We start from the raw sequence: 18,012 nt of genomic DNA on the forward strand, positions 1-18,012 counted from the left end.
AAACCCTTGCTCAAGCCTAAGCCGGTGATCAAGCCGCAGCCGCCCAAGCCGCAACCGGAGGCCGCTAAACCTGCGCCCACGCCAGCCCCGGCGCCCGTGGTGCCAACCCCGGTAGTTGCGCCCACGCCGGTAGCGGCGCCGCCGGCACCGGCACCCGTTACGCCGCCGTCGGCGAGCGCCGGCTACCTGAAAAACCCTGCGCCCGAATATCCCTCGCTGGCGCAGCGGCGCGGCTGGGAAGGCACGGTGTTGCTGCGGGTGCATGTGCTGGCCAGCGGTAGCCCGGCGGAGATCCAGGTGCAACAGAGCGCCGGGCGCCAGCAGTTGGACGAAGCCGCGGTCGCCGCGGTGAAGCGCTGGAGCTTCGTGCCCGCCAAACAAGGTACTCAGCCGGTGGATGGCTGGGTGACCGTTCCCATTGATTTCAAGATTCGCTGACCCAGCGCCACCTTCGAGGACTTCGCCCATGGCACTTGCATCTCCCACCGCTTCCGTCGAAAGCACCGTGATCTGGCTGCTGATCGGCTTCTCGGTCATCACCTGGGGCCTGGCCCTGCTCAAGGCCGCTCAATTCGCCCGCCTCAAACGCCAGGACCGGCGCTTCTTCAAGCGCTTCTGGGCCGCGCCCAACCTGGAGGCCGGCGCCGAGCTCAGCCACAGCGAGCCCGGCACCGCCGCCCGGGTGGCCCAGGCCGGGTATGCCGCGCTGCAAACCGGCGATGGCCACGGCCCTAGCGACCTGGCCCATGCGATCAACCATCAGGACCGCCTGGAACGTGCCTTGCGCCAGCAGATTGTGCGCGAGCGCCGCTCCCTTGAAAGTGGCCTGGCAGTGGTGGCCAGCATCGGCAGCACCTCGCCGTTCATCGGGCTGTTTGGCACGGTGTGGGGAATCATGGAAGCCCTGAAGGGCATCAGCGCGGCCGGCTCGGCGAGCCTGGAAACCGTTGCCGGGCCCATAGGCGCGGCGTTGGTCGCCACCGGCGTGGGCATCGCCGTCGCGGTACCGGCAGTGCTGGTGTACAACTACTTCCTGCGCAGCCTCAAGCTCAAAGCCGCAGACCTGGACGACTTCGCCCATGACTTCTACAGCCTGGCGCAGAAGAGCGCCTTCCGCGTGCTGGTGCACCCCACCGCGCGCAAGGTCGCGCTGGGCGCCCACCCTGTGAAAGAGGCGGTGTGACATGGCGTTCTCGACCCAGGACAGCGACGAAGTACTGAGCGAAATCAACGTCACACCGCTGGTGGATGTGATGCTGGTATTGCTGGTGGTGTTCATTGTCACAGCGCCGTTGCTCACCAACTCGATCCCGATCAACCTGCCCAAGACCGAAGCTGTCGCCCCGGTGGAGCAGAAGGAGCCTTTGGTGGTGAGCATCGATGACAAGGGCCAGTGGTTCATCAACAAGGACACCATCAGCCCAGACCTGCTGGAAACCAACCTGCAGGCCGCTAAGCAAAAGAACCCGGATGTGCGCGTGCAGCTGCAGGCCGATGACGGCGCCAACTACGGCGCCGTGGCCAAGGCCATGGCGAGTATCGAACGGGCAGGCATCACCAAGCTGTCGGTGATCACGGCGCGGTGAGGCGACCTGCGGGGCCGAGCGAAGCCTGGGAATGACTGGCGCTGCAGGTTCATGGCGCCCCGCGCTTGGCTCTTCGAACCACCGCCGCTTACCTGCGAGCCTCGCTCGCCATGCGCACCGCCAGCCCAGCGAGCACCGTACCCATCAGCCATCGCTGCGCGACCAGCCAGCTCGGGCGGCGAGCCAGAAACTGCGCAATGGAGCCGGCAGCCATGGCAATCAGTGCATTCACGCTCACGCTGATGGCGATTTGCGTGGCGCCGAGGGCGAAGGATTGCAACATCACACTGCCGTGCGCGGGGTCTATGAACTGCGGCAGCAGGGCCAGGTACATCACGGCGATCTTCGGGTTCAGCAGGTTGGTCAACAGGCCCATCAGGAACAGCCTGCCGGGGCCGTCCTTGGGCAGCGCCTTGACCTGGAAAGGTGAACGCCCGCCGGGCTTCACCGCCTGCCACGCCAGGTACAACAGGTAAAGCGCGCCGGCCAGGCGCAAGCCGTCGTAGGCATAGGGGACCGCCATCACCAACGCGGTGATCCCGAAGGCGGCGCACACCATATAGAACACGAAGCCAAGGGCCACGCCGCCCAAAGACACCAACCCCGCCATAGGCCCCTGGCAGATTGACCGGGACACCAGGTAGACCATGTTCGGCCCGGGGGTTAGCACCATGCCCAAGGCGATCATAGAGAAAGCAAGGAAGCTATGCGGCTCGGGCATGATGAGGTCCTTGGGGTAGCCGGGCCACGGCCCGTTATGGTTGATGGTTGGATCCGTTTTCTCCTGGGATGTTGAAGGGGCAGCCTACGTCCGTCAATCGTTGTAACCAATGGGCGAAAGGCGCCTAAGCCAAAAGGCGCGGTGGCGGGCTGAGCGGCGGCGGATTAGGATCGCGCTCTTTGTTCGGAGGCTTTTATGCCCACTCCAGTGCTGGCCGCAGCCCAATGCGCCATCAAAGCCGGCGATATCGATGCCAACCTGGCCGTGCACCTGAGTTTTATGCGCCATGCCGCGGACCATGGCGTGGGCCTGCTGATGTTTCCCGAGTTATCCCTCTGCGGATACGAGCCCACCCTGGCAGAAGCGCTGGCCCAGGACCTGGACACTCCGGTTCTTGCTCCTTTGCAGGCCCTGGCACGCGAGGCCTCAATGACCACGATCGTCGGCCTGCCGTTGCGCCTGGCCGGAGCGGGCAAGCCGCTGATCGGCGCCTTTATCCTCCATCCGGATGGCTCGTTGGATGTGTATACCAAGCAGCACCTGCATGGGGGAGAAGAGCAGTACTTCAGCCCGGGCCACGGGGGCGCTTTGCTGCCCGTGGCGGGCTTGCCAGTTGCCTTGTCGGTGTGCGCGGATTTCACCCGCCCGGAACACGCCGCCAGCGCCGCCCAGCGAGGCGCCCGCGTGTACGCGACCAGTGTGCTCATCGGCGAGGGCGGCTACCCGCACGACAGCTCGCTGCTGCAGGGCCATGCGCAGCGTCATGGCATGGCCGTGCTCATGGCCAACCATGGTGGCCCCACCGGCGGCTGGGCCGCTGCCGGGCGAAGCGCGTTCTGGGATGAGCAGGGCGAATGCGTGGCGGCTACGAGCGGCCCAGGGGACCGTTTGCTCGTCGTGCGTAAACACGCACAGCAATGGCTAGGCGTCGACTGTCCCGTGAGGGTGTGCTGATTCGCTGCTTGTGCAGCGCAGTTCCGATAGCTGCCAAAGTAAGTAGCGTAGTGGCGATAGGGAGAGATGAGCCGATGCGGCGAATGGCTCGCTTTTTTGAGCTCATCCGATGACGGGCGCCATTGGCAGGTGCTGAAAAAACAGTAGCAATCGTGTACACAGTCCCGCTCACATCGGCGGCACCACGCCGCCGACGCCCACGGATACCGATTGCGCCACGGGCCGGCCTTGCTCGTCGGGCGCCGCCGAGACCACGACCGCGGCCCCTGGGAGCAGCTGCGAGCGGTTGCCCGGCTCCAGGCGCACAATGGGCACGCCATCTGGTACCCACACGGTTTTCTCGCCATCGCCATAGCGCACCGTCAAGCGTTGGCCATCGCTGGCCTTGACCGTGCCGACCGTGCCATTGGTCATCGTCGCTTCACTGCCATCGGCAGCGGCCCAGGGACGGTGGCCTTCACCGGCGCCGCGTAGGCTGGCGGCGAAGACATGCACCTCCAAGGCGCGCAGGGTGCCGTCCGGCTGCAACCTTGCCGCGGTGCCGATATAGCTGTCGGGGCCGATATCCGCGGGGCTGCCCGTGGCAACGCTGTTGATCCGGGTTTTGTCGGTGAGCAGCAGGCTGAGCGTGCGGCCGTCGCGGTCATGGATGCTTAGGCTGTCGACCGCCACGGCATCGATGGTGCCCCGTACCCGCTCGGTCATGCCGGGGGGCGCGGGCGCCGCCATCAGCGGGGCGATAAAGGCAGTGAGCAGCAGGGGCAGGGCATGGCGAGTCAGCATGGGGATGTCCAGGTGAAGTGAAGGAAGGCACGCACGCGCACGGCTGGGGTTGAATATCACCCTGCCGCCGGTGTCTATCAAGTATTCGTGGAGCGTTCCAACATGCCCAGCCAGAATTACCAACTGCTTGAAAGCCCCAATGGCAAACCTATAAAAATGTGGACGCGCGGAGTGCCGGTGGAGCCGCAAGCGCGGCAGCAGTTGCTCAATACCGCGCAGATGCCCTTCATCTTCAAGCACATGGCGGTGATGCCCGATGTGCACCTGGGCAAAGGCTCGACCATTGGCAGCGTGATCCCCACCAAGGGCGCGGTCATCCCGGCGGCGGTCGGCGTGGACCTGGGCTGCGGCATGTCTGCGGTGCGTACCTCGTTGCGGGCGAGCGACCTGCCAGACAACCTGCGCGGCCTGCGCAGCGCCATCGAAAAGGCCGTGCCCCATGGCCGCACCGCTGCGCGCGGCGCTCGGGACAAGGGCGCCTGGGATGCGACCCCGGGGCTGGTGGACCAGGCCTGGGGCGGGCTGAAAGGGCGGTTCGACCGGATCATCGCCAAGCACCCGATGCTGAAGAAGACCAACCACCACAAGCACCTGGGCACCCTCGGTACTGGCAACCACTTCGTGGAGGTGTGCCTGGACGAGGCCGACCATGTGTGGTTCATGCTGCACACCGGCTCACGCGGCGTCGGTAATGCGATCGGCTCGTACTTCATCGAGAAGGCCCGGGAAGAAATGCGCGTGCACAAGGTGAACCTGCCCGATCGCGACCTGGCCTACCTCAAGGAAGGCACCCACAGCTTCGATGACTACGTGGAAGCGGTGGAATGGGCCCAGGACTTCGCCAAGCAGAACCGCGCGGTGATGATGCTGGCGGTGCTCGACGCCGCCCGCGCGGTGATCGCCAAGCCGTTCGAGGCGCGGTTGCTCGCCGTGGACTGCCACCACAACTATGTTGAGCGCGGCACCTATTTCGGCCAGCGCATCTTGCTCACGCGTAAGGGCGCGGTGTCGGCGCAGAAGGGGCAGATGGGGATCATTCCCGGCTCCATGGGCGCCAAGAGCTACATCGTGCGCGGGCTGGGCAATGAGGAGGCGTTCTGCAGCTGCTCACACGGCGCGGGGCGGATAATGAGCCGCACCCAGGCCAAGGCGACGTTCACGGTCAAGGACCAGGTGCGTGCCACCGCCCACGTGGAGTGCCGTAAGGATGAAGCGGTGATCGACGAGATCCCCATGGCCTACAAGAACATCGACGACGTGATGGCGGCCCAGCGAGACCTGGTGGAGATCGTGCATACGCTGCGCCAAGTGGTGTGTGTGAAGGGGTAGGGGCGCGCTATCCGATTGCCGCTGCAAGGTCCACAGCACCCCCGATCAACCGCTTGATTTCGGTCAGGATCCTCGTACCCGTGGTAGGTGGCGGCCCGATGCAGCACACCTGGGAATCTGCGTGTGCTACCCATACCTGCACAGTATCCCCCACGGCATGCGCCTGGCCTAGCGCTTGAAGCTGCTGGGCGCAATGGCCATGTAGGGTGTCGCTGAAATTTTTATGGAAGCGCTCGCCGCCAGCGGTATAGCTAAACGTAAGAAGGCTGCAGCCGGCGGCTTTTGCTGAGTGTTCCAGATAGGTGATGCGCCCGCTCACGTAGTGGCCGTGCCGGGTGCGGAGAATGTTCACAACACTGCCCAGGCTCAAGCTCACGACCGTGGCCGTGCCGGCCAGCAGCATCCATTTCATAGGTTCAATCCTGGCTCAATCACTGTTTCGGCTCGGGCCGGCTGGCTTATCCGCGACAGGCCAGCCCTGGGCAATGCCGAAGCCCACTTCGAAAAGCGTAAACCCGAGCACCAGCACGCTGGCGCCGTGCGCTACCGCAACCAGTTGCCAGGTGGCAAATAGCCCTCGGGCGAGCGCATCATAATGCCCCACCGCGCGGCTTGGATACCTGAGGCGCCAGACGGCCCAGACAACCACCAGGCTGCCTAACAGGTTGGCGAATAGCATTGCAGTTGCGTCCAGCGCTGGAACCGGCCGGGCCAATTCCAGGGCTTGAGATAAGGCGGCAAACCCCTTGAGGCACAGCGAGGCCGTCCAGGGAGTTAAAAAGGCAGCGGTCGCTATCAGGTCGTAGAGCGCGCTGGCGCGGACGATGCGTAGGTTGCTGTTTGCGTTGATCATGGCCATCCCTCACAGTTCAGGCCACAGGCTAAAGCCTGGTGTCAGGTCCAGAGTCAATACGAGCATTCCAAACCATGAGAATCGGCGAGCTTGCAAAGCAGGCGGGCGTAACCGTGGACGCATTGCGCTTCTACGAAGAAAAAGGCTTGATCAAGCCCCTGCGCACGGCCAATGGGTATCGGCTGTACCCGGAGCAAACCCTGCAGCTGGTGGGGTATATAAAAATGGCTCAGCAGCTGGGCTTTTCCCTGGCAGAGATCGGCGAAAACCTACCGCTGTTGTGGGCGAGCGAGGCTGCGTCCGCTGAAGTGTTGGCGCAGTTGTTCGCGCAGAAGATCGCCCTGCTCGACGCGCGTATCACGCAGTTGCAGGGCTTACGCAACGTGTTGGCCGAACGCGCGGCGCAGGTGTGCCCCCTGTTGGCTACCGCCGCGGCCACCCTGGCTTGACGCCATTCGGCAAACAGGGGCGTGGTTGCTAGGCCTTGGCGGTGCCGGCGGCACCTGCCTGGCCATACCACTGGGCATACGGGGTGTTCTTGACCAAAAACCGGTTGAAGTCCGCGGCGCCGTCGTCCCACCATACCTCGCCGCGTTCGCCGAGTGCGATCTTCGCCGCGTTGACGGCCCGTCTCGCGGCTTGCAGGGCGCTGCCATCCGCTTGCGTTTTCGCGTGTTTGACCGCCCGGCGAGCGTTCATCAGCTCGCTCACCAGCTCGGCCCTGCGTTGCGGGGTAAGCGCCGGGTTGGCGCAGCGCCACAGCCGGCCCTTCACGATGAAATATCGGCCGTCTGGGGTAACGGGGTAGGTCGCCATCATGTGCCTCTAACGGTGCCTTAGGTTCGAGGCCGCTGTGGGCTCAGCGTTCAACGGTTCCGCCTCGGCGGCCGGTTCGGGCTCAGGGGTTGCTCGAGAGGTCCTGGCGTACTGCCCCGGGGGCAACCCTACTAAGCGGGTGAAGGCCACGCCGAAAGTGCTGACCGAGCTGTAGCCGATGCGCTCGGCGATCTCGGCCAGGGTGGTTTCGCCCTGCCGCAGCCATTGTTTGGCCAGTGCCATGCGCCAGGTCAGCAGGTATTCCATCGGCGCCATGCCCAGTGCACGGCGGAAGCGCTCGAAGAAGGTCGAGCGTGACAGCGCGGCTTCGTCTGCCAACTGGTTGACCGTCCAGGGGTGGGCGGGGCGTTCGTGCAGGCGCCGCAGTGCCAGCGCCAACCGGGGGTCGCCCAGCCCACGCAGCAGCCCCGGCGACGCCGCGGTGTGCGCGGTCGAGCGCAGGGCTTCGATCAGCAGTACCTCGAGCAGGCGCGCCATCACCATCTCTCGCGCTGGGCGGTCCGCGCGGGACTCGTCCCCCACCAGTTGCACCAGGGTGGCCAAGCGCGGTTCGCTGCGCACGTGCACCCAATCAGGCAGCAAAGACACCAGCAGCGCGGCGTCGGGCGAACCCAGCACGCAGTTGCCCACCAGCATGCGCATGTCCACGTTGCCGGCCGGGTCGCCAATGCGCGCACCGCCTGGCATGGGCGTGATAGGGGTGTTCACGGGCTCGTCTTCGCCTGGCGGCTGACGGTCCAGGCTGGAGGTGGCAAACCCCCGCGCGGCAGGGATCAGCAAAAAGTCGCCGGTGTTCAAGGTGAGGGTGTCGCTGCGGGTGGGGCTGTCGACCGTCAAGCGGCAAGCGCCTTCGAGCACCACGAAGTAGAACGGCCGGCCGGTTTCGGTTCGCCGCACCGCCCAGGGTGCGGACGCCACCACCAGCTTGGAGAAGGGCGCGCTGGGCTGTAACAGCGATACCACCTCCGCTAAGGGGTCGGCCATTCGGACGATCTCAACAAAGTTACGGACGTGTGAGTGTAGTGAGTCTTGGCGATGGCGCCTATGGTGACGTATCACTCACTTGTTGGAGTTCACTGATGACGACTTCGCCCACCGTTCTGATCACCGGTTGTTCGTCCGGTTTCGGTCTTGAGACCGCCCGGCTGTTCCTCGACAAAGGCTGGCATGTGGTGGCAACGATGCGCACCCTTCGTGAAGGCCTGTTGCCGCCTTCGCCCAACCTTCGGCTGCTGGCGCTGGACGTGACCGATGCCGACAGCATCCACCGCTGCATCGACGCCGCCGGCCCCATCGACGCCTTGGTCAACAATGCTGGCGTGGGCCTGCTGGCGCCGCTGGAAGGGGTAGAGCTGGCCAACGCCCGGGAGGTTTTCGAAACCAACACGCTGGGCACCATCGCCATGACCCAGGCGGTGCTGCCGCAGTTTCGCCAGCGCCAGGCGGGGGTCATCGTCAACGTCACCTCCAGCGTGACGCTCAAGGCGCTGCCGTTGTTGTCGGTATACACCGGCAGCAAAGCGGCGGTGAATGCCTTCAGTGAATCGGTGGCGCTGGAGCTTGCGCCCTTTGGCATCCGCGTAAGCGTGGTGCTGCCCGGCCGGGCCCCGACCACCCGTTTCGGCGAGAATGCCCGGCGGCTGATGGAGAACAGCGTGCCGCCCGCCTACGCAGCGTTCACCCAGCAGGTGTTCGAGGCGGTACGCGACACCGCCACGCCGACCACCGATGCGCAGGATGTGGCCGAAGCGGTGTGGCGCGCGGTCACTGACCCGGCCGCGCCCCTGCGCATCGCCGCCGGCGCCGATGCCGTGGCCTTGATGCCGTAAGGGCATGCCAAGCCGAAACATGGCGGCGGTGGAGTTCGCAGGCTGGCACCCGGTCCTGCTCGCCAGCACCCCACGCAGGGCCGTAGCAGCCGGGCTTGCCCCCGATCAGGCTCAGCTCCTGCGCCGGCAAGCCGTACTGCACGTGCTGGCAACCATAGAAGCTTCTACAGGCACATCCGGCCCCTACTTCAACTTGAACCGCCGTACCACCGCGATCAGCTTGTCGTTGGAGCTGGACAGGGCGGCAGTGCTTTTTTCGCTCTGCTCGCCACCGGCCACCAGCTCCTCGACGATGTGCCGCACCGCGACCATGTTGCGGTTGATCTCTTCGCTGACGGAGCTTTGTTGCTCCGCCGCGGTGGCGATCTGGGTGCTCAGGTCGTTGATCTGCACCACCGACTCCGCCATGCCGTCGAGGCCCTCGTTGACCTTGGAGGTCTTCTCGGCGGTGGCCTGGCAACTCTGTTTGGTTTTCTCCATGGCCACCACCGCGGCGCCCACCCCTTGCTGCAAGCGGGCAAGCATTTCGTTGATCTCCGAGGTGCTGGCCTGGGTGCGGCCGGCGAGGGCGCGCACTTCATCGGCCACCACGGCGAAGCCGCGGCCTTGCTCACCGGCCCGGGCCGCTTCGATGGCGGCGTTGAGGGCCAGCAGGTTGGTCTGCCCGGCGATCTCGCCGATCACCGCCAACACCGCGTTGATGCGCTGCGCATCCTGCTCCATGGCTTGCACCGAGGCGGTGGCCGCCTCCACCTCGGTGATCAGCTCGCGCACGCTGTTGGAAGCATCCTCGACCACGACCTTGGAGCGGCGCGCGTTTTCGTTGGCCGTTTGGGTCATGCTTGCCGTCTGCGCAGCGTTGCGGGCCACGTCATCGGCGGTGGAGCTCATTTCGGTGATGGCGGTCACGGCCTGGTCCGTCTCGCTGGCATGGCGCACGAGGATCTGGTTGGTGCCGTGGGACTGCCCGCGCAGTTGATCGACCCCTTGGGCGATCACTGTAGAGGATTCCGACACCTCAGTGAGCAGGCCTTGCAGGTACACCAGGAAGCGGTTCACCGAATGGCCCACCGCGCCCAGCTCGTCCTCGGCGCGGATCACGATGCGCTTGGTCAGGTCGGCGTCGCCAGCGGACAGCGTATCGATGTTGGCCTTGAGAATGGCCAGGCGTTTCATCAGCTGGCGCAGGGCGAAGATCATGATCAGCAGCAGCACGACCACCATGGGAATCTGCAGCATGGCCAGGGTCGTCAGCACCTTACTGCTCTGGGCCGTGAGCTCGTCCGTTTGCTGCGCCACCGCCATCAGCCACGGCGTACCTTCGATGGGCTGCACGAACAGGCTGTAGCCATCGCCGTTGCTGCCGGTGTAAGTGCCCTGCACCAGTGTGTTTCCGGTGACGTTCTGCAGCGTGTGCTGCAAGGCAGCGGCGAAGGGGTACTGGCCGGCCAGGTCCGAGACGTTCTTGAGGACGTTGTTGCCCGGGATTTCAGGTTGGTTGCTGAGGATCTTGCCGTCTTTCTCGACGATCATCAGCTGAGCGTGGATCTCCGCTTCCTTGGCCGCGACCAGGTCGTTGAAAAAGCCCAGGGTCACGTCGATGGTGGACACCCCATAGGCCGCGCCATCCTTGGTGATCGCCATGGCACAGTTGGTCCGCGGCTCGGGGCTGGCTTCGTCGCGGTAGGCATTGGCCCAGTTGCACTGGCCGGCGGGCGCCTTGAGGCCGCCCAGGTACCAGGACTGCTCGAAATAGTTTTGCGACTCTGGCGAGTTCCAGTGGGTGTTGACGATCAACTTGCCGCTGTTATCGCGATGGTAAAAAGTGCTGTGCTTGGCGCGCCCTGGCGTGCGCTTGTCCGGCAGCGGCCAAACGCCGCCGCCAAAGACCTTAAGCTCGCCGTACTGGTTCACCATGGCCGGCAGCAAGCGGTCGATGCTGTCGCTGTCCAGCTGGGGCACGGTCTCGGTGATGACCCGCTGCTGCGCCTGCACCTTGGCCAGTTCATTCTTGATCACGTTGCCGATCTGCGAGGCCTCGTTGATCAGATGACGTTCATCGTTCGCCGTAAGGCTTGGGGTGATGAAGAGCTTGATGCCGACCGCGGTCAGTACCGCGATGAACAGCACGAAGCCAACGAAGGTGGCGGTATAGCGGGCTTGAATTGTTTTTATCATGGCGAGGAAGTCCCAGAGAGCGCAGTGCCGATAAACCGTTATCGACAGCCAAGGCGGTGCCATTAGCTTAGGCGGTGTAAGAAATATATCCGCGCGAGGTGACACGGCGAGGAAAAGGGCCGGCTTCATTCGGAGTGCGAGGCTGTGCCGCCGTGCCGAAATCCCTGGCGCCTCCGTCCCGTTGCCCCGCTATTAACGCCCCAGCGCAGCTTCCACTGCCGCCTTGTCGATGATCGACCACACCTGAACGATCTTGCCGTTCGCGAAGGTATAGAACACGTTCTCGCAGAACGTGATCCGCTCGCCGTGGGTCTGCAAGCCGAGGAATTCACCGCGGGGGGAGCAATCGAAGCGCAGCCGTGCGGCCACGTGCGGTGGCTCGGCCACCAGCACCTCGATATTGAAGCGCAGGTCGGGGATGGTCCTCACGTCGTTCTCCAGCATGGCCCTGTAGCCCACCAGGCCCAGCGGCTTGCCGTTGTGCTGCGCGCGGTCATCGACGTAGTGCCCCAGGGCGTCCCATTCGCGGGCATTGAGGCAGGCGATATACGCACGGTACTGTTCGGCCAGGTCCAAGGGCGGGTCTCCTGTTGCAGGGTCTAGTTGCCGCCCATGGCCGAGCGGCTTTTCGAGGGCGGCGCGGTTTCGTACTTGCCCCAGATGCGCCGCAGGTGCCTGGCGGAACCGAAGCCTGCGCGCTGGGCGACAGCTTCGATGTCCAGCAGGGAGTGGGCCAGCAGCTCGCGGGCGAGGGCAACGCGCAAGCGATGAAGATAGTCCAGCGGGCTGCCCCCTGCATGTTCATGGAACAACCGGCCCAGGTGACGGGTGCTGGTGCAGGCGAGGGCGGCCATGCGCTCCACTGTCCACTCGCCGCCGGGGTCTGCCGCGACCGCGTCCTGCACCCGATGCAGCGCGGGATGCAGGTGATTGCGCCCGCTGATCCAGGGCGACAACTGAGGGTCGGCGCCGCCGCGGCGCATGTACACGACCATGTCTCGAGCCACCGCGCAGGCCACCCGCGGCCCGGCCAACTCGGCTACCAGGTGCAGCATCAGGTCGATGCCCGCGGTGATGCCAGCGCTGCTGCTGACCCGGCCGTCTGTGACGTACAACCGGTTTTCCAGCACCTTCGCCCTCGGCGCCAACCCTTGCAAGGTGTCGCAAAGGGAGTGATGGGTGGTGCATTGGCGGTCATCGAGCAGGCCCGCGCGGGCGGCGCTCAAGGCGCCGGAGCACACGCACACCAGGCGCTCGCCGCTTGGCGCCACCACTTGCCGAAGCCAGGCGGTGAGGGCGGTGCTGCTGGTTTCGAACTGCGCGTGCTGTTCTGCGTTACATGCCAGCGCCGAGCCGACCAGCACCACCAGGGTGCCGGGCGCCAAGGTCGGCGGCAGTGGCGCCAGGCCTGCCAAGGGCAGGCCCAGAGAGGTTTCCAGCTGCGCCACCGGGCTTACGTATCGCAGCTCGAACGCCGTGCCTTGCCCGGCACCGGGCTGGCCCTTGTCAACCTCAACCCGAGACGCGAGCCGCAGCACTTCCGCGGGCCCGGCCAGGTCCAGCATCAGCAGGTTGGGCAACAGCACGAACAGCACCGGGATGGCCACGCTTCAGCCTTCCAGCGCCTGGGCCACGGTTACGATGCGGGCGAAGCGCCCCTCCAGCACCAGCTCGGTCCGCTCGCGGATTTCAGCGGCGCTGTAAGTGCGCCCGCTGCGCTTGTGGGTCATGGCGAAGGTCAGGGTCGCCTCGCTGACGTAGTCCACCGCAAAGCCGCTATCGGATGCATGGCGGGTGGTGGTCTCGCAGCACTGCTCGGTGCGGATGCCACTGATGATCAGCCTGGAGATGCCGTGCTGGGTAAGCCAGGCGGCCAATGGAGTGCTGGCCAGGGCGCTGTGGTATTGCTTGTGAAAGGTGACGCTGGGGCTGATGGAAAGCCCTTCCAACGCCCTCACATGCCCGGATGCCAGGGAGAACGCGCCTTCGTTAGCCACGTGGAAGATCTGCACCACCGGTATGCCCTGCCGGGCGCAGCCATCGATCAACGCCTGTTGCTTCTCCAAGTAGCCGGGCAGGTCCGTTTCGGACCAGTAAGGGGAGTGCCGGAAGGACTGCTGTGCATCTATGACGATAAGGGCGCTGCGGGTCATCGGAGTTCCTTGGGCTTGGCCGTGTTGGGAGGAGGGCCCATGGTAGGGCCGGCCCTGTGCCCGCAAACAGCCCAGGGCGAGACCACTACAGGACGCTTTCGGACATGCTGCCTAGCCTCGCCCGTGGGAGCGATCATATCCATTCCAGGCCGGCGGCGCCCAGCCCTCGGGCAGCGATTGCGGCGCGTGGACTTCTACCTTCATGGGATAGCAGGCCGCGCTATCGGAGGAGTGCTCGGCCGAACAATCCCCGCCAGGGCAGGCCGACATACACGCCAGAAGGTCGATCTCGGCGAAAAATTCCAGGTAGTCCCCGGGCCTCACCGGGCTCGCTTTCATGAAGTATTGGCCGGTGTCTTTGGTGAAGCCGGTGCACATGAACACATTGAGCACGTCGTGAACATGGGCCTCGGCTTGACGCAGCGGCAGCCCGGTTTTATCCGCCAGCGCACGTGTAAGGTTGGAGTGGCAACAGTGGTGGTACTGGTCGCCATGGCTGAGCAAGTTATGGGTATAAGGATCGCAGCGCGTGCCGATGACATCGTGAACCGCGCCGCCGAACTCGTCGAACCCATACCAGTCGAGGCTATCGTGGGTGATGGTGGCAATCGGGCGAAGGTATGGGAAGTTGGAGAACAGCTGATCACCCAGGCCAACATGCGTGCCGTTGAGCGCTCGCGTTTTGCCGGTGTAAAGGCGCTCATCGAGTTGGTGGGCATTGAATAGATTCAAATCCCCCACTTGCGGCCCCTGGGTGCAGATTATCCGGCAGAAGTGCCCCGCAGGTATTTCCCATGTTGCCGCTTCACGGGGTTGCACCGTCAACGCCTCCACCGGCCGGAGGTTTTCGCGCAGTGCAAGATAACTTGGCAGGTCAGGGCGGGGAAGTGTGGCAGTGGGGTAGCAGATGGTCGGTTTAACGGCTTTACGGGCCGCTGCGTCCGCAGGGGGCACGCACATGGACAGGGTTTTCATTTGGGGCACCTTATAACGGCGAGTAAGGGCGGCCTGGCATTCAAGCGCACCGGCTTCACTGTAGCTGAACAAGCGCGGCGGCAGGCCGTTCTGCGGCGTTTCGCTGACCCTTCAAGCCGAACGGTGAGGGCGGAAGGTGACCAACGGCGGGTATTTCGGATCCTTTAAATCAAGGGCTTACAACTTCCGGACAAACGGCGGAACTTGCAGCGAAGTCACTTCTAAAAGTTGCTTTCTCTAACGTTGTACGCACCTCGACGGGATGTTCGCGCCGGGCCGTGTGCCTTTAGAAACTTCAGATGGATACCTGTTTGAGGGTGAATTTCCATGATCGACTTGACTGTTTGGAACCTTAGCGTCCCGGTCGGCAGCCCGGCCGTTACTATCGATACCCCGGCACTTGCTTCTGGCTATAAGGATCAGTACTTCCATGCCGATTCAGGCACATTGTTCTTCTGGGCTCCGGTCACCGGCTCGGTAACAAAAAGTGCCAAGTTTCCACGCTCGGAGCTACGCGAAACTTACCCGGATGGCAGCGTGCATAACTGGAAGTTTACGAATGCGGACAACTTTCTCCGCGCCAGCCTGAGCGTTAACCAAGTGCCGTCGAGTGGTAAGGTCGTTATTGGCCAGATCCACCAGTTCGGCAGTAACGAGCCTTTATTGAAAGTGGAGTACCAATACAAGGACGCCACCCGGCTGGGCAATATCGTCGCCAAGCTGCGCCCCACACCAGACCAGGACGAACCTACGGTCATCAACATCGCCTCAGGCGTGCCGTTGAGTACCCGGTTCACCTATACCATCCACTTGACGCCAGGCGGGCTTTTGCTGGTGAGCGCAGCCAATGCCCAGTGGAACTACAAGTTGGACCCTGCGTGGAAAACCAAGGACCTGTACTTCAAAGCCGGCGTTTATACCCAGGACAATACGGGCTACGCCACGGAAGGAGGGCAGGTGACGTTCTATCGGTTGGTCGCCGAGCACAACACCAAGACCATGAGCGCCTCAGCGGCCCCTTGACCGCCGTGCGCAGGCCCGCGGCGAGCTCGCAAACTTGGGTTTACAGGTGCCGCTCAGGTACTTGCGCTACCCTGTTCGCGGGCTTCGCCCGCTCCTACCGATCGTGAACGAAGGAATGCCAGATGCTGCAATTGGACTTGCTGCAAAAACACATGGACAAGTGCGACACCTTGGCCGAATGGATCTACCAGGAATTTATCTATGAGTTCGACGGGCAGTGCCTGGCAAGTTGGCAGGCGGCGTTCGCCGCGGGCCAGTGCAATGGCGACTGGAAGACGTTGATCGCCGTGGAGAACGGTTGCCTGCTCGGCGGCGCATCCTTGGCCCGCAATGACTTGGCCGAACGGCCAGACCTGAGCCCTTGGCTGGCTTGCGTTTTCGTTACCCCGTCGGCCCGTCGCCGGGGGATCGCGGCGCAGTTGATCGAAGGCATCAGCCGCCATGCCCAAGCGGCTGGGGTCGCCACGTTGTACCTGCACACGCAGAATGAGCGAAATTACTACGCCAAGCTTGGCTGGCAGATGCTGGAGCGCTTCGAAGGATGGGGCCGGGAGCACTCGCTGATGTTCCGGCCATTGCAATAGAGCCCCGCCGGAGTTTTTGGCATGGCCGCCCGCTAGAGCGGCTTTTGCCGGAAGGCAAGCAGGGCGCCGAGCAGCAACACTGCGGCAGACACCGCCAGCCCCCGCGCCAGGCCACCGGCGCCGTCTGCCAGCCAGCCGACCAGCAACGGGCCGCTGATCTGCCCCAGGGCGAAGGCGACGGTGAAGGCGCTGATCGCCGTCGCCCAGTACTGCGCCTCCAGGTTATGGCGTACCAGCGCGGTGGTGGAGGCCACTACGGACATGAACACCGCGCCAAACGCCAGGCTGGACACGAATGCCAGCGGCACGGAGGCGTGAAGCACCGGCAAAAGCGTGGCTACGGCGAGTATCGCGTTGAGCAGCGCCATGGCTTGCCCGCCTTTATAGCGCTCCAGCAGGCCGGCCCACAGCCGCGACGAGGCCATTACCGCCAGGCCCAGGACGGTGTAGAACAGCGAGATCATCCAGCCGGGCATCTGCTGTTCTTTGAGCAGCGCGGCAATGAAGGTCATATAGCCGATGCAGCCTACCCCAAATAGAAAGTAGCTAAGCAGCGCCCAACTGAACCGCCGCAACGCATAGTGCTGCCGCCGCGCCTGGGCCACGTCGCCCCTGCCGATCGCCGTGCCCAGCGGCGAGACGGCCACGGTGGCGACGAAACACAGGGCGCCGAGCCCGTACCAGGTCCACTGCCAAGCATGAGCCTGGCCATGTTGCTCCGCCGAGCTGAGCAGCAGTGGGATAAGGACCGCTGACATGGCGATACCCAGCCCGGTACCCGCGTAGTAGATCCCCAGCACCAGCCCGGCCTGCCTGGCGTGCAGCGAACTCAAGCGAGAGGCCAGCATGCCGCCTGCGATGAACATGAACGAGCTGACCGTTCCCGAACAGACCCTCAGCGCCAGCAAGGTATTGGCTGCCAGTACGGTGCCCGACAGCAGCATGAACAGCCCAGCCATCAGCGTGCTCAAGGTCAACAGGCGCGCCACGCCCACCCGGTGCATGGCCAGCGGCGCCAGCAACGCGCCGATCAGGTAACCAACGGCATTACTGGTGTTGAGCGAGCCGGCCAGCATGTAGCTCCAGCCCAGGTCCGCGCGCATGGCGGGCAACAACAACCCATACGAGAACCGGGTAATGCCCAGCGCGGCGGCTGCGGCAAGCGATAAGGTCAGTGCAGCCAGGAGGGGGTGTCGCTCATGGAAGGCCAGCGAAGTGGCCTGGAGCGCCTCGGGCGGGGGGTGAGCCTTCATGTGCAATTCCCTTTACCGGCATGGAGCTGTTGGACGTCGTCCTGGCCCGCGCGAGGCGGGCAGAAAAAGGATCCATTCCACTATAGTGGAAGTTTTGCCGGGTGGCCCCTTGAGGCTGGTGCGTAACGCGATCAGCGAGTGTGGCCCCCTTTTTTGTAGGAGCTGGCGCCAGCCTGCGAACCTCGGTGATGCCGTGTTCGCTCGGTGCGCGGGCTTCGCCGCTCCTACAGCGCCGGTCCTCAGCCTTTCAATTCTTCACTCAGCCTTTTGAGCAGCGCCTGGGCAGTAGCTTGAGAAGAGGTCGGGTTTTGCCCGGTGATCAGGTGGCCGTCCTCCACCACATAGCTCGCCCAGTCCGCCGCCTTCGAGTACTGGCCGCCTTTTTCCTTGAGCATGTCTTCCACCAGGAAGGGCACCACCTTGGTCAAGCCCACAGCCTCTTCTTCACTGTTGGTGAAGCCCGTCACCCGTTTACCCTCGACGATCGGCCGGCCCTCGGGCGTGTTTACGTTCTTGAACACGCCCGGCGCGTGACACACCGCGGCGATCGGTTTGTTCGCGGCGTAGAAGGATTCGATGATGGTTTTCGAATCCACGCTCTCGGCCAGGTCCCAGAGCGGGCCGTGGCCACCTGGATAAAACACCCCGTCGAAGTCGTACGGATCGATCTCACCCAACGGCAGGGTGTTGGCCAATGCCTTTTGAGCTTGTGCATCGCCACGGAAACGCCAGGTGGCTTCGGTCTGGGAGTCCTCGGCATCGCTTTTTGGGTCCAGCGGTGGCTGCCCGCCCTTGGGCGAGGCCAGGGTGACCTCGGCCTTGGCGTCGGTGAACGCGTAATAGGGCGCGGCGAATTCTTCGAGCCAGAAGCCGGTTTTCTTCCCGGTGTCGCCCAACTGATCGTGGGATGTCAGGACCATCAGAATCTTCATGTGAGCTAGCCTCCAGAGGTAT

Annotated in this window: 22 protein-coding genes; 9 read left to right on the forward strand and 13 right to left on the reverse strand. The window is 64.2% G+C overall.

Going from position 1 to position 18,012, the window contains the following annotated elements:
- The 3 genes from OGL93_RS13740 to OGL93_RS13750 all read left to right on the forward strand — a co-directional run.
- A partial coding sequence (locus OGL93_RS13740; protein WP_263263262.1) for an energy transducer TonB occupies positions 1 to 438 on the forward strand: 438 nt, incomplete at its 5' end.
- Between the two features lie 28 nt (positions 439 to 466).
- Positions 467 to 1,183 (forward strand): MotA/TolQ/ExbB proton channel family protein, encoded by a 717-nt coding sequence (locus OGL93_RS13745; protein WP_263263263.1) that lies wholly within the window; start codon positions 467 to 469, stop codon positions 1,181 to 1,183.
- A 1-nt stretch (position 1,184) separates the two neighbouring features.
- Positions 1,185 to 1,586 carry a biopolymer transporter ExbD gene (locus OGL93_RS13750; protein WP_263263264.1) on the forward strand — a complete coding sequence of 134 codons (402 nt, stop codon included), beginning with the start codon at positions 1,185 to 1,187 and terminating at the stop codon, positions 1,584 to 1,586.
- Positions 1,587 to 1,674: 88 nt separating this feature from the next.
- On the opposite strand, the gene OGL93_RS13755 is transcribed toward OGL93_RS13750, so the two are convergent.
- A complete protein-coding gene (locus OGL93_RS13755) occupies positions 1,675 to 2,307 on the reverse strand; it encodes a LysE family translocator (RefSeq protein WP_263263265.1) in 633 nt (210 codons plus the stop codon).
- 195 nt (positions 2,308 to 2,502) lie between these two features.
- On the opposite strand from OGL93_RS13755, the gene OGL93_RS13760 reads away from it, so the two are divergent.
- On the forward strand, positions 2,503 to 3,261 hold the full coding sequence (locus tag OGL93_RS13760; RefSeq protein ID WP_263263266.1) for a carbon-nitrogen hydrolase family protein: 759 nt from the start codon (positions 2,503 to 2,505) through the stop codon (positions 3,259 to 3,261).
- A 168-nt stretch (positions 3,262 to 3,429) separates the two neighbouring features.
- On the opposite strand, the gene OGL93_RS13765 is transcribed toward OGL93_RS13760, so the two are convergent.
- A complete protein-coding gene (locus tag OGL93_RS13765) occupies positions 3,430 to 4,044 on the reverse strand; it encodes a hypothetical protein (protein WP_263263267.1) in 615 nt (204 codons plus the stop codon).
- Positions 4,045 to 4,146: 102 nt separating this feature from the next.
- Between OGL93_RS13765 and OGL93_RS13770 the strand changes: the two genes are divergently transcribed.
- The gene (locus OGL93_RS13770) at positions 4,147 to 5,373 is read left to right on the forward strand and encodes an RtcB family protein (protein ID WP_263263268.1); all 1,227 of its coding nucleotides are present in this window, start codon (positions 4,147 to 4,149) and stop codon (positions 5,371 to 5,373) included.
- A 7-nt stretch (positions 5,374 to 5,380) separates the two neighbouring features.
- Here the strand turns inward: OGL93_RS13770 and OGL93_RS13775 are convergent, their stop codons facing one another.
- The gene (locus OGL93_RS13775; RefSeq protein WP_263263269.1) at positions 5,381 to 5,785 is read right to left on the reverse strand and encodes a DUF3592 domain-containing protein; all 405 of its coding nucleotides are present in this window, start codon (positions 5,783 to 5,785) and stop codon (positions 5,381 to 5,383) included.
- Positions 5,786 to 5,800: 15 nt separating this feature from the next.
- Positions 5,801 to 6,232 carry a hypothetical protein gene (locus OGL93_RS13780; protein ID WP_346659650.1) on the reverse strand — a complete coding sequence of 144 codons (432 nt, stop codon included), beginning with the start codon at positions 6,230 to 6,232 and terminating at the stop codon, positions 5,801 to 5,803.
- Positions 6,233 to 6,300: 68 nt separating this feature from the next.
- Between OGL93_RS13780 and OGL93_RS13785 the strand changes: the two genes are divergently transcribed.
- Positions 6,301 to 6,675 carry a MerR family transcriptional regulator gene (locus tag OGL93_RS13785; protein ID WP_263263270.1) on the forward strand — a complete coding sequence of 125 codons (375 nt, stop codon included), beginning with the start codon at positions 6,301 to 6,303 and terminating at the stop codon, positions 6,673 to 6,675.
- Positions 6,676 to 6,703: 28 nt separating this feature from the next.
- Here the strand turns inward: OGL93_RS13785 and OGL93_RS13790 are convergent, their stop codons facing one another.
- On the reverse strand, positions 6,704 to 7,045 hold the full coding sequence (locus OGL93_RS13790; RefSeq protein ID WP_263263271.1) for a hypothetical protein: 342 nt from the start codon (positions 7,043 to 7,045) through the stop codon (positions 6,704 to 6,706).
- 6 nt (positions 7,046 to 7,051) lie between these two features.
- Positions 7,052 to 8,047, reverse strand: coding sequence for an AraC family transcriptional regulator (locus OGL93_RS13795; protein WP_263263272.1), 996 nt, complete (start codon positions 8,045 to 8,047; stop codon positions 7,052 to 7,054).
- Positions 8,048 to 8,142: 95 nt separating this feature from the next.
- Here OGL93_RS13795 and OGL93_RS13800 point away from each other — a divergent pair, with 95 nt between their 5' ends.
- Positions 8,143 to 8,892, forward strand: coding sequence for an SDR family oxidoreductase (locus OGL93_RS13800; protein WP_263263273.1), 750 nt, complete (start codon positions 8,143 to 8,145; stop codon positions 8,890 to 8,892).
- A gap of 183 nt (positions 8,893 to 9,075) precedes the next feature.
- On the opposite strand, the gene OGL93_RS13805 is transcribed toward OGL93_RS13800, so the two are convergent.
- The 5 genes from OGL93_RS13805 to OGL93_RS13825 form a co-directional block, all read right to left on the reverse strand.
- The gene (locus OGL93_RS13805; RefSeq protein ID WP_263263274.1) at positions 9,076 to 11,070 is read right to left on the reverse strand and encodes a methyl-accepting chemotaxis protein; all 1,995 of its coding nucleotides are present in this window, start codon (positions 11,068 to 11,070) and stop codon (positions 9,076 to 9,078) included.
- Between the two features lie 192 nt (positions 11,071 to 11,262).
- Positions 11,263 to 11,646, reverse strand: a complete 384-nt coding sequence (locus OGL93_RS13810) for an ester cyclase (RefSeq protein WP_263263275.1) — start codon at positions 11,644 to 11,646, stop codon at positions 11,263 to 11,265.
- Positions 11,647 to 11,669: 23 nt separating this feature from the next.
- Entirely contained in the window at positions 11,670 to 12,677 is a 1,008-nt protein-coding gene (locus OGL93_RS13815; RefSeq protein ID WP_263263276.1) for a helix-turn-helix domain-containing protein, read from the reverse strand.
- Between the two features lie 3 nt (positions 12,678 to 12,680).
- Positions 12,681 to 13,223 (reverse strand): isochorismatase family protein, encoded by a 543-nt coding sequence (locus tag OGL93_RS13820; RefSeq protein ID WP_263263277.1) that lies wholly within the window; start codon positions 13,221 to 13,223, stop codon positions 12,681 to 12,683.
- Positions 13,224 to 13,334: 111 nt separating this feature from the next.
- Complete coding sequence (locus tag OGL93_RS13825; RefSeq protein WP_263263278.1) at positions 13,335 to 14,198, reverse strand: DUF1989 domain-containing protein; 864 nt, start codon at positions 14,196 to 14,198, stop codon at positions 13,335 to 13,337.
- A 327-nt stretch (positions 14,199 to 14,525) separates the two neighbouring features.
- On the opposite strand from OGL93_RS13825, the gene OGL93_RS13830 reads away from it, so the two are divergent.
- Positions 14,526 to 15,221: a polysaccharide lyase family 7 protein gene (locus OGL93_RS13830; protein ID WP_263263279.1), complete on the forward strand. Its 696-nt coding sequence runs from the start codon at positions 14,526 to 14,528 to the stop codon at positions 15,219 to 15,221.
- Positions 15,222 to 15,343: 122 nt separating this feature from the next.
- Complete coding sequence (locus tag OGL93_RS13835; RefSeq protein ID WP_263263280.1) at positions 15,344 to 15,805, forward strand: GNAT family N-acetyltransferase; 462 nt, start codon at positions 15,344 to 15,346, stop codon at positions 15,803 to 15,805.
- A gap of 32 nt (positions 15,806 to 15,837) precedes the next feature.
- Here the strand turns inward: OGL93_RS13835 and OGL93_RS13840 are convergent, their stop codons facing one another.
- Together OGL93_RS13840 and OGL93_RS13845 are read right to left on the reverse strand one after the other, a co-directional pair.
- Positions 15,838 to 17,058: a YbfB/YjiJ family MFS transporter gene (locus OGL93_RS13840; protein WP_263263281.1), complete on the reverse strand. Its 1,221-nt coding sequence runs from the start codon at positions 17,056 to 17,058 to the stop codon at positions 15,838 to 15,840.
- 239 nt (positions 17,059 to 17,297) lie between these two features.
- Complete coding sequence (locus OGL93_RS13845) at positions 17,298 to 17,990, reverse strand: type 1 glutamine amidotransferase domain-containing protein (protein ID WP_263263283.1); 693 nt, start codon at positions 17,988 to 17,990, stop codon at positions 17,298 to 17,300.
- Positions 17,991 to 18,012 lie beyond the last annotated feature (22 nt).

Origin of the sequence: Pseudomonas sp. RIT-PI-S (assembly GCF_025642975.1) — a bacterium.
GTDB lineage: Bacteria > Pseudomonadota > Gammaproteobacteria > Pseudomonadales > Pseudomonadaceae > Aquipseudomonas.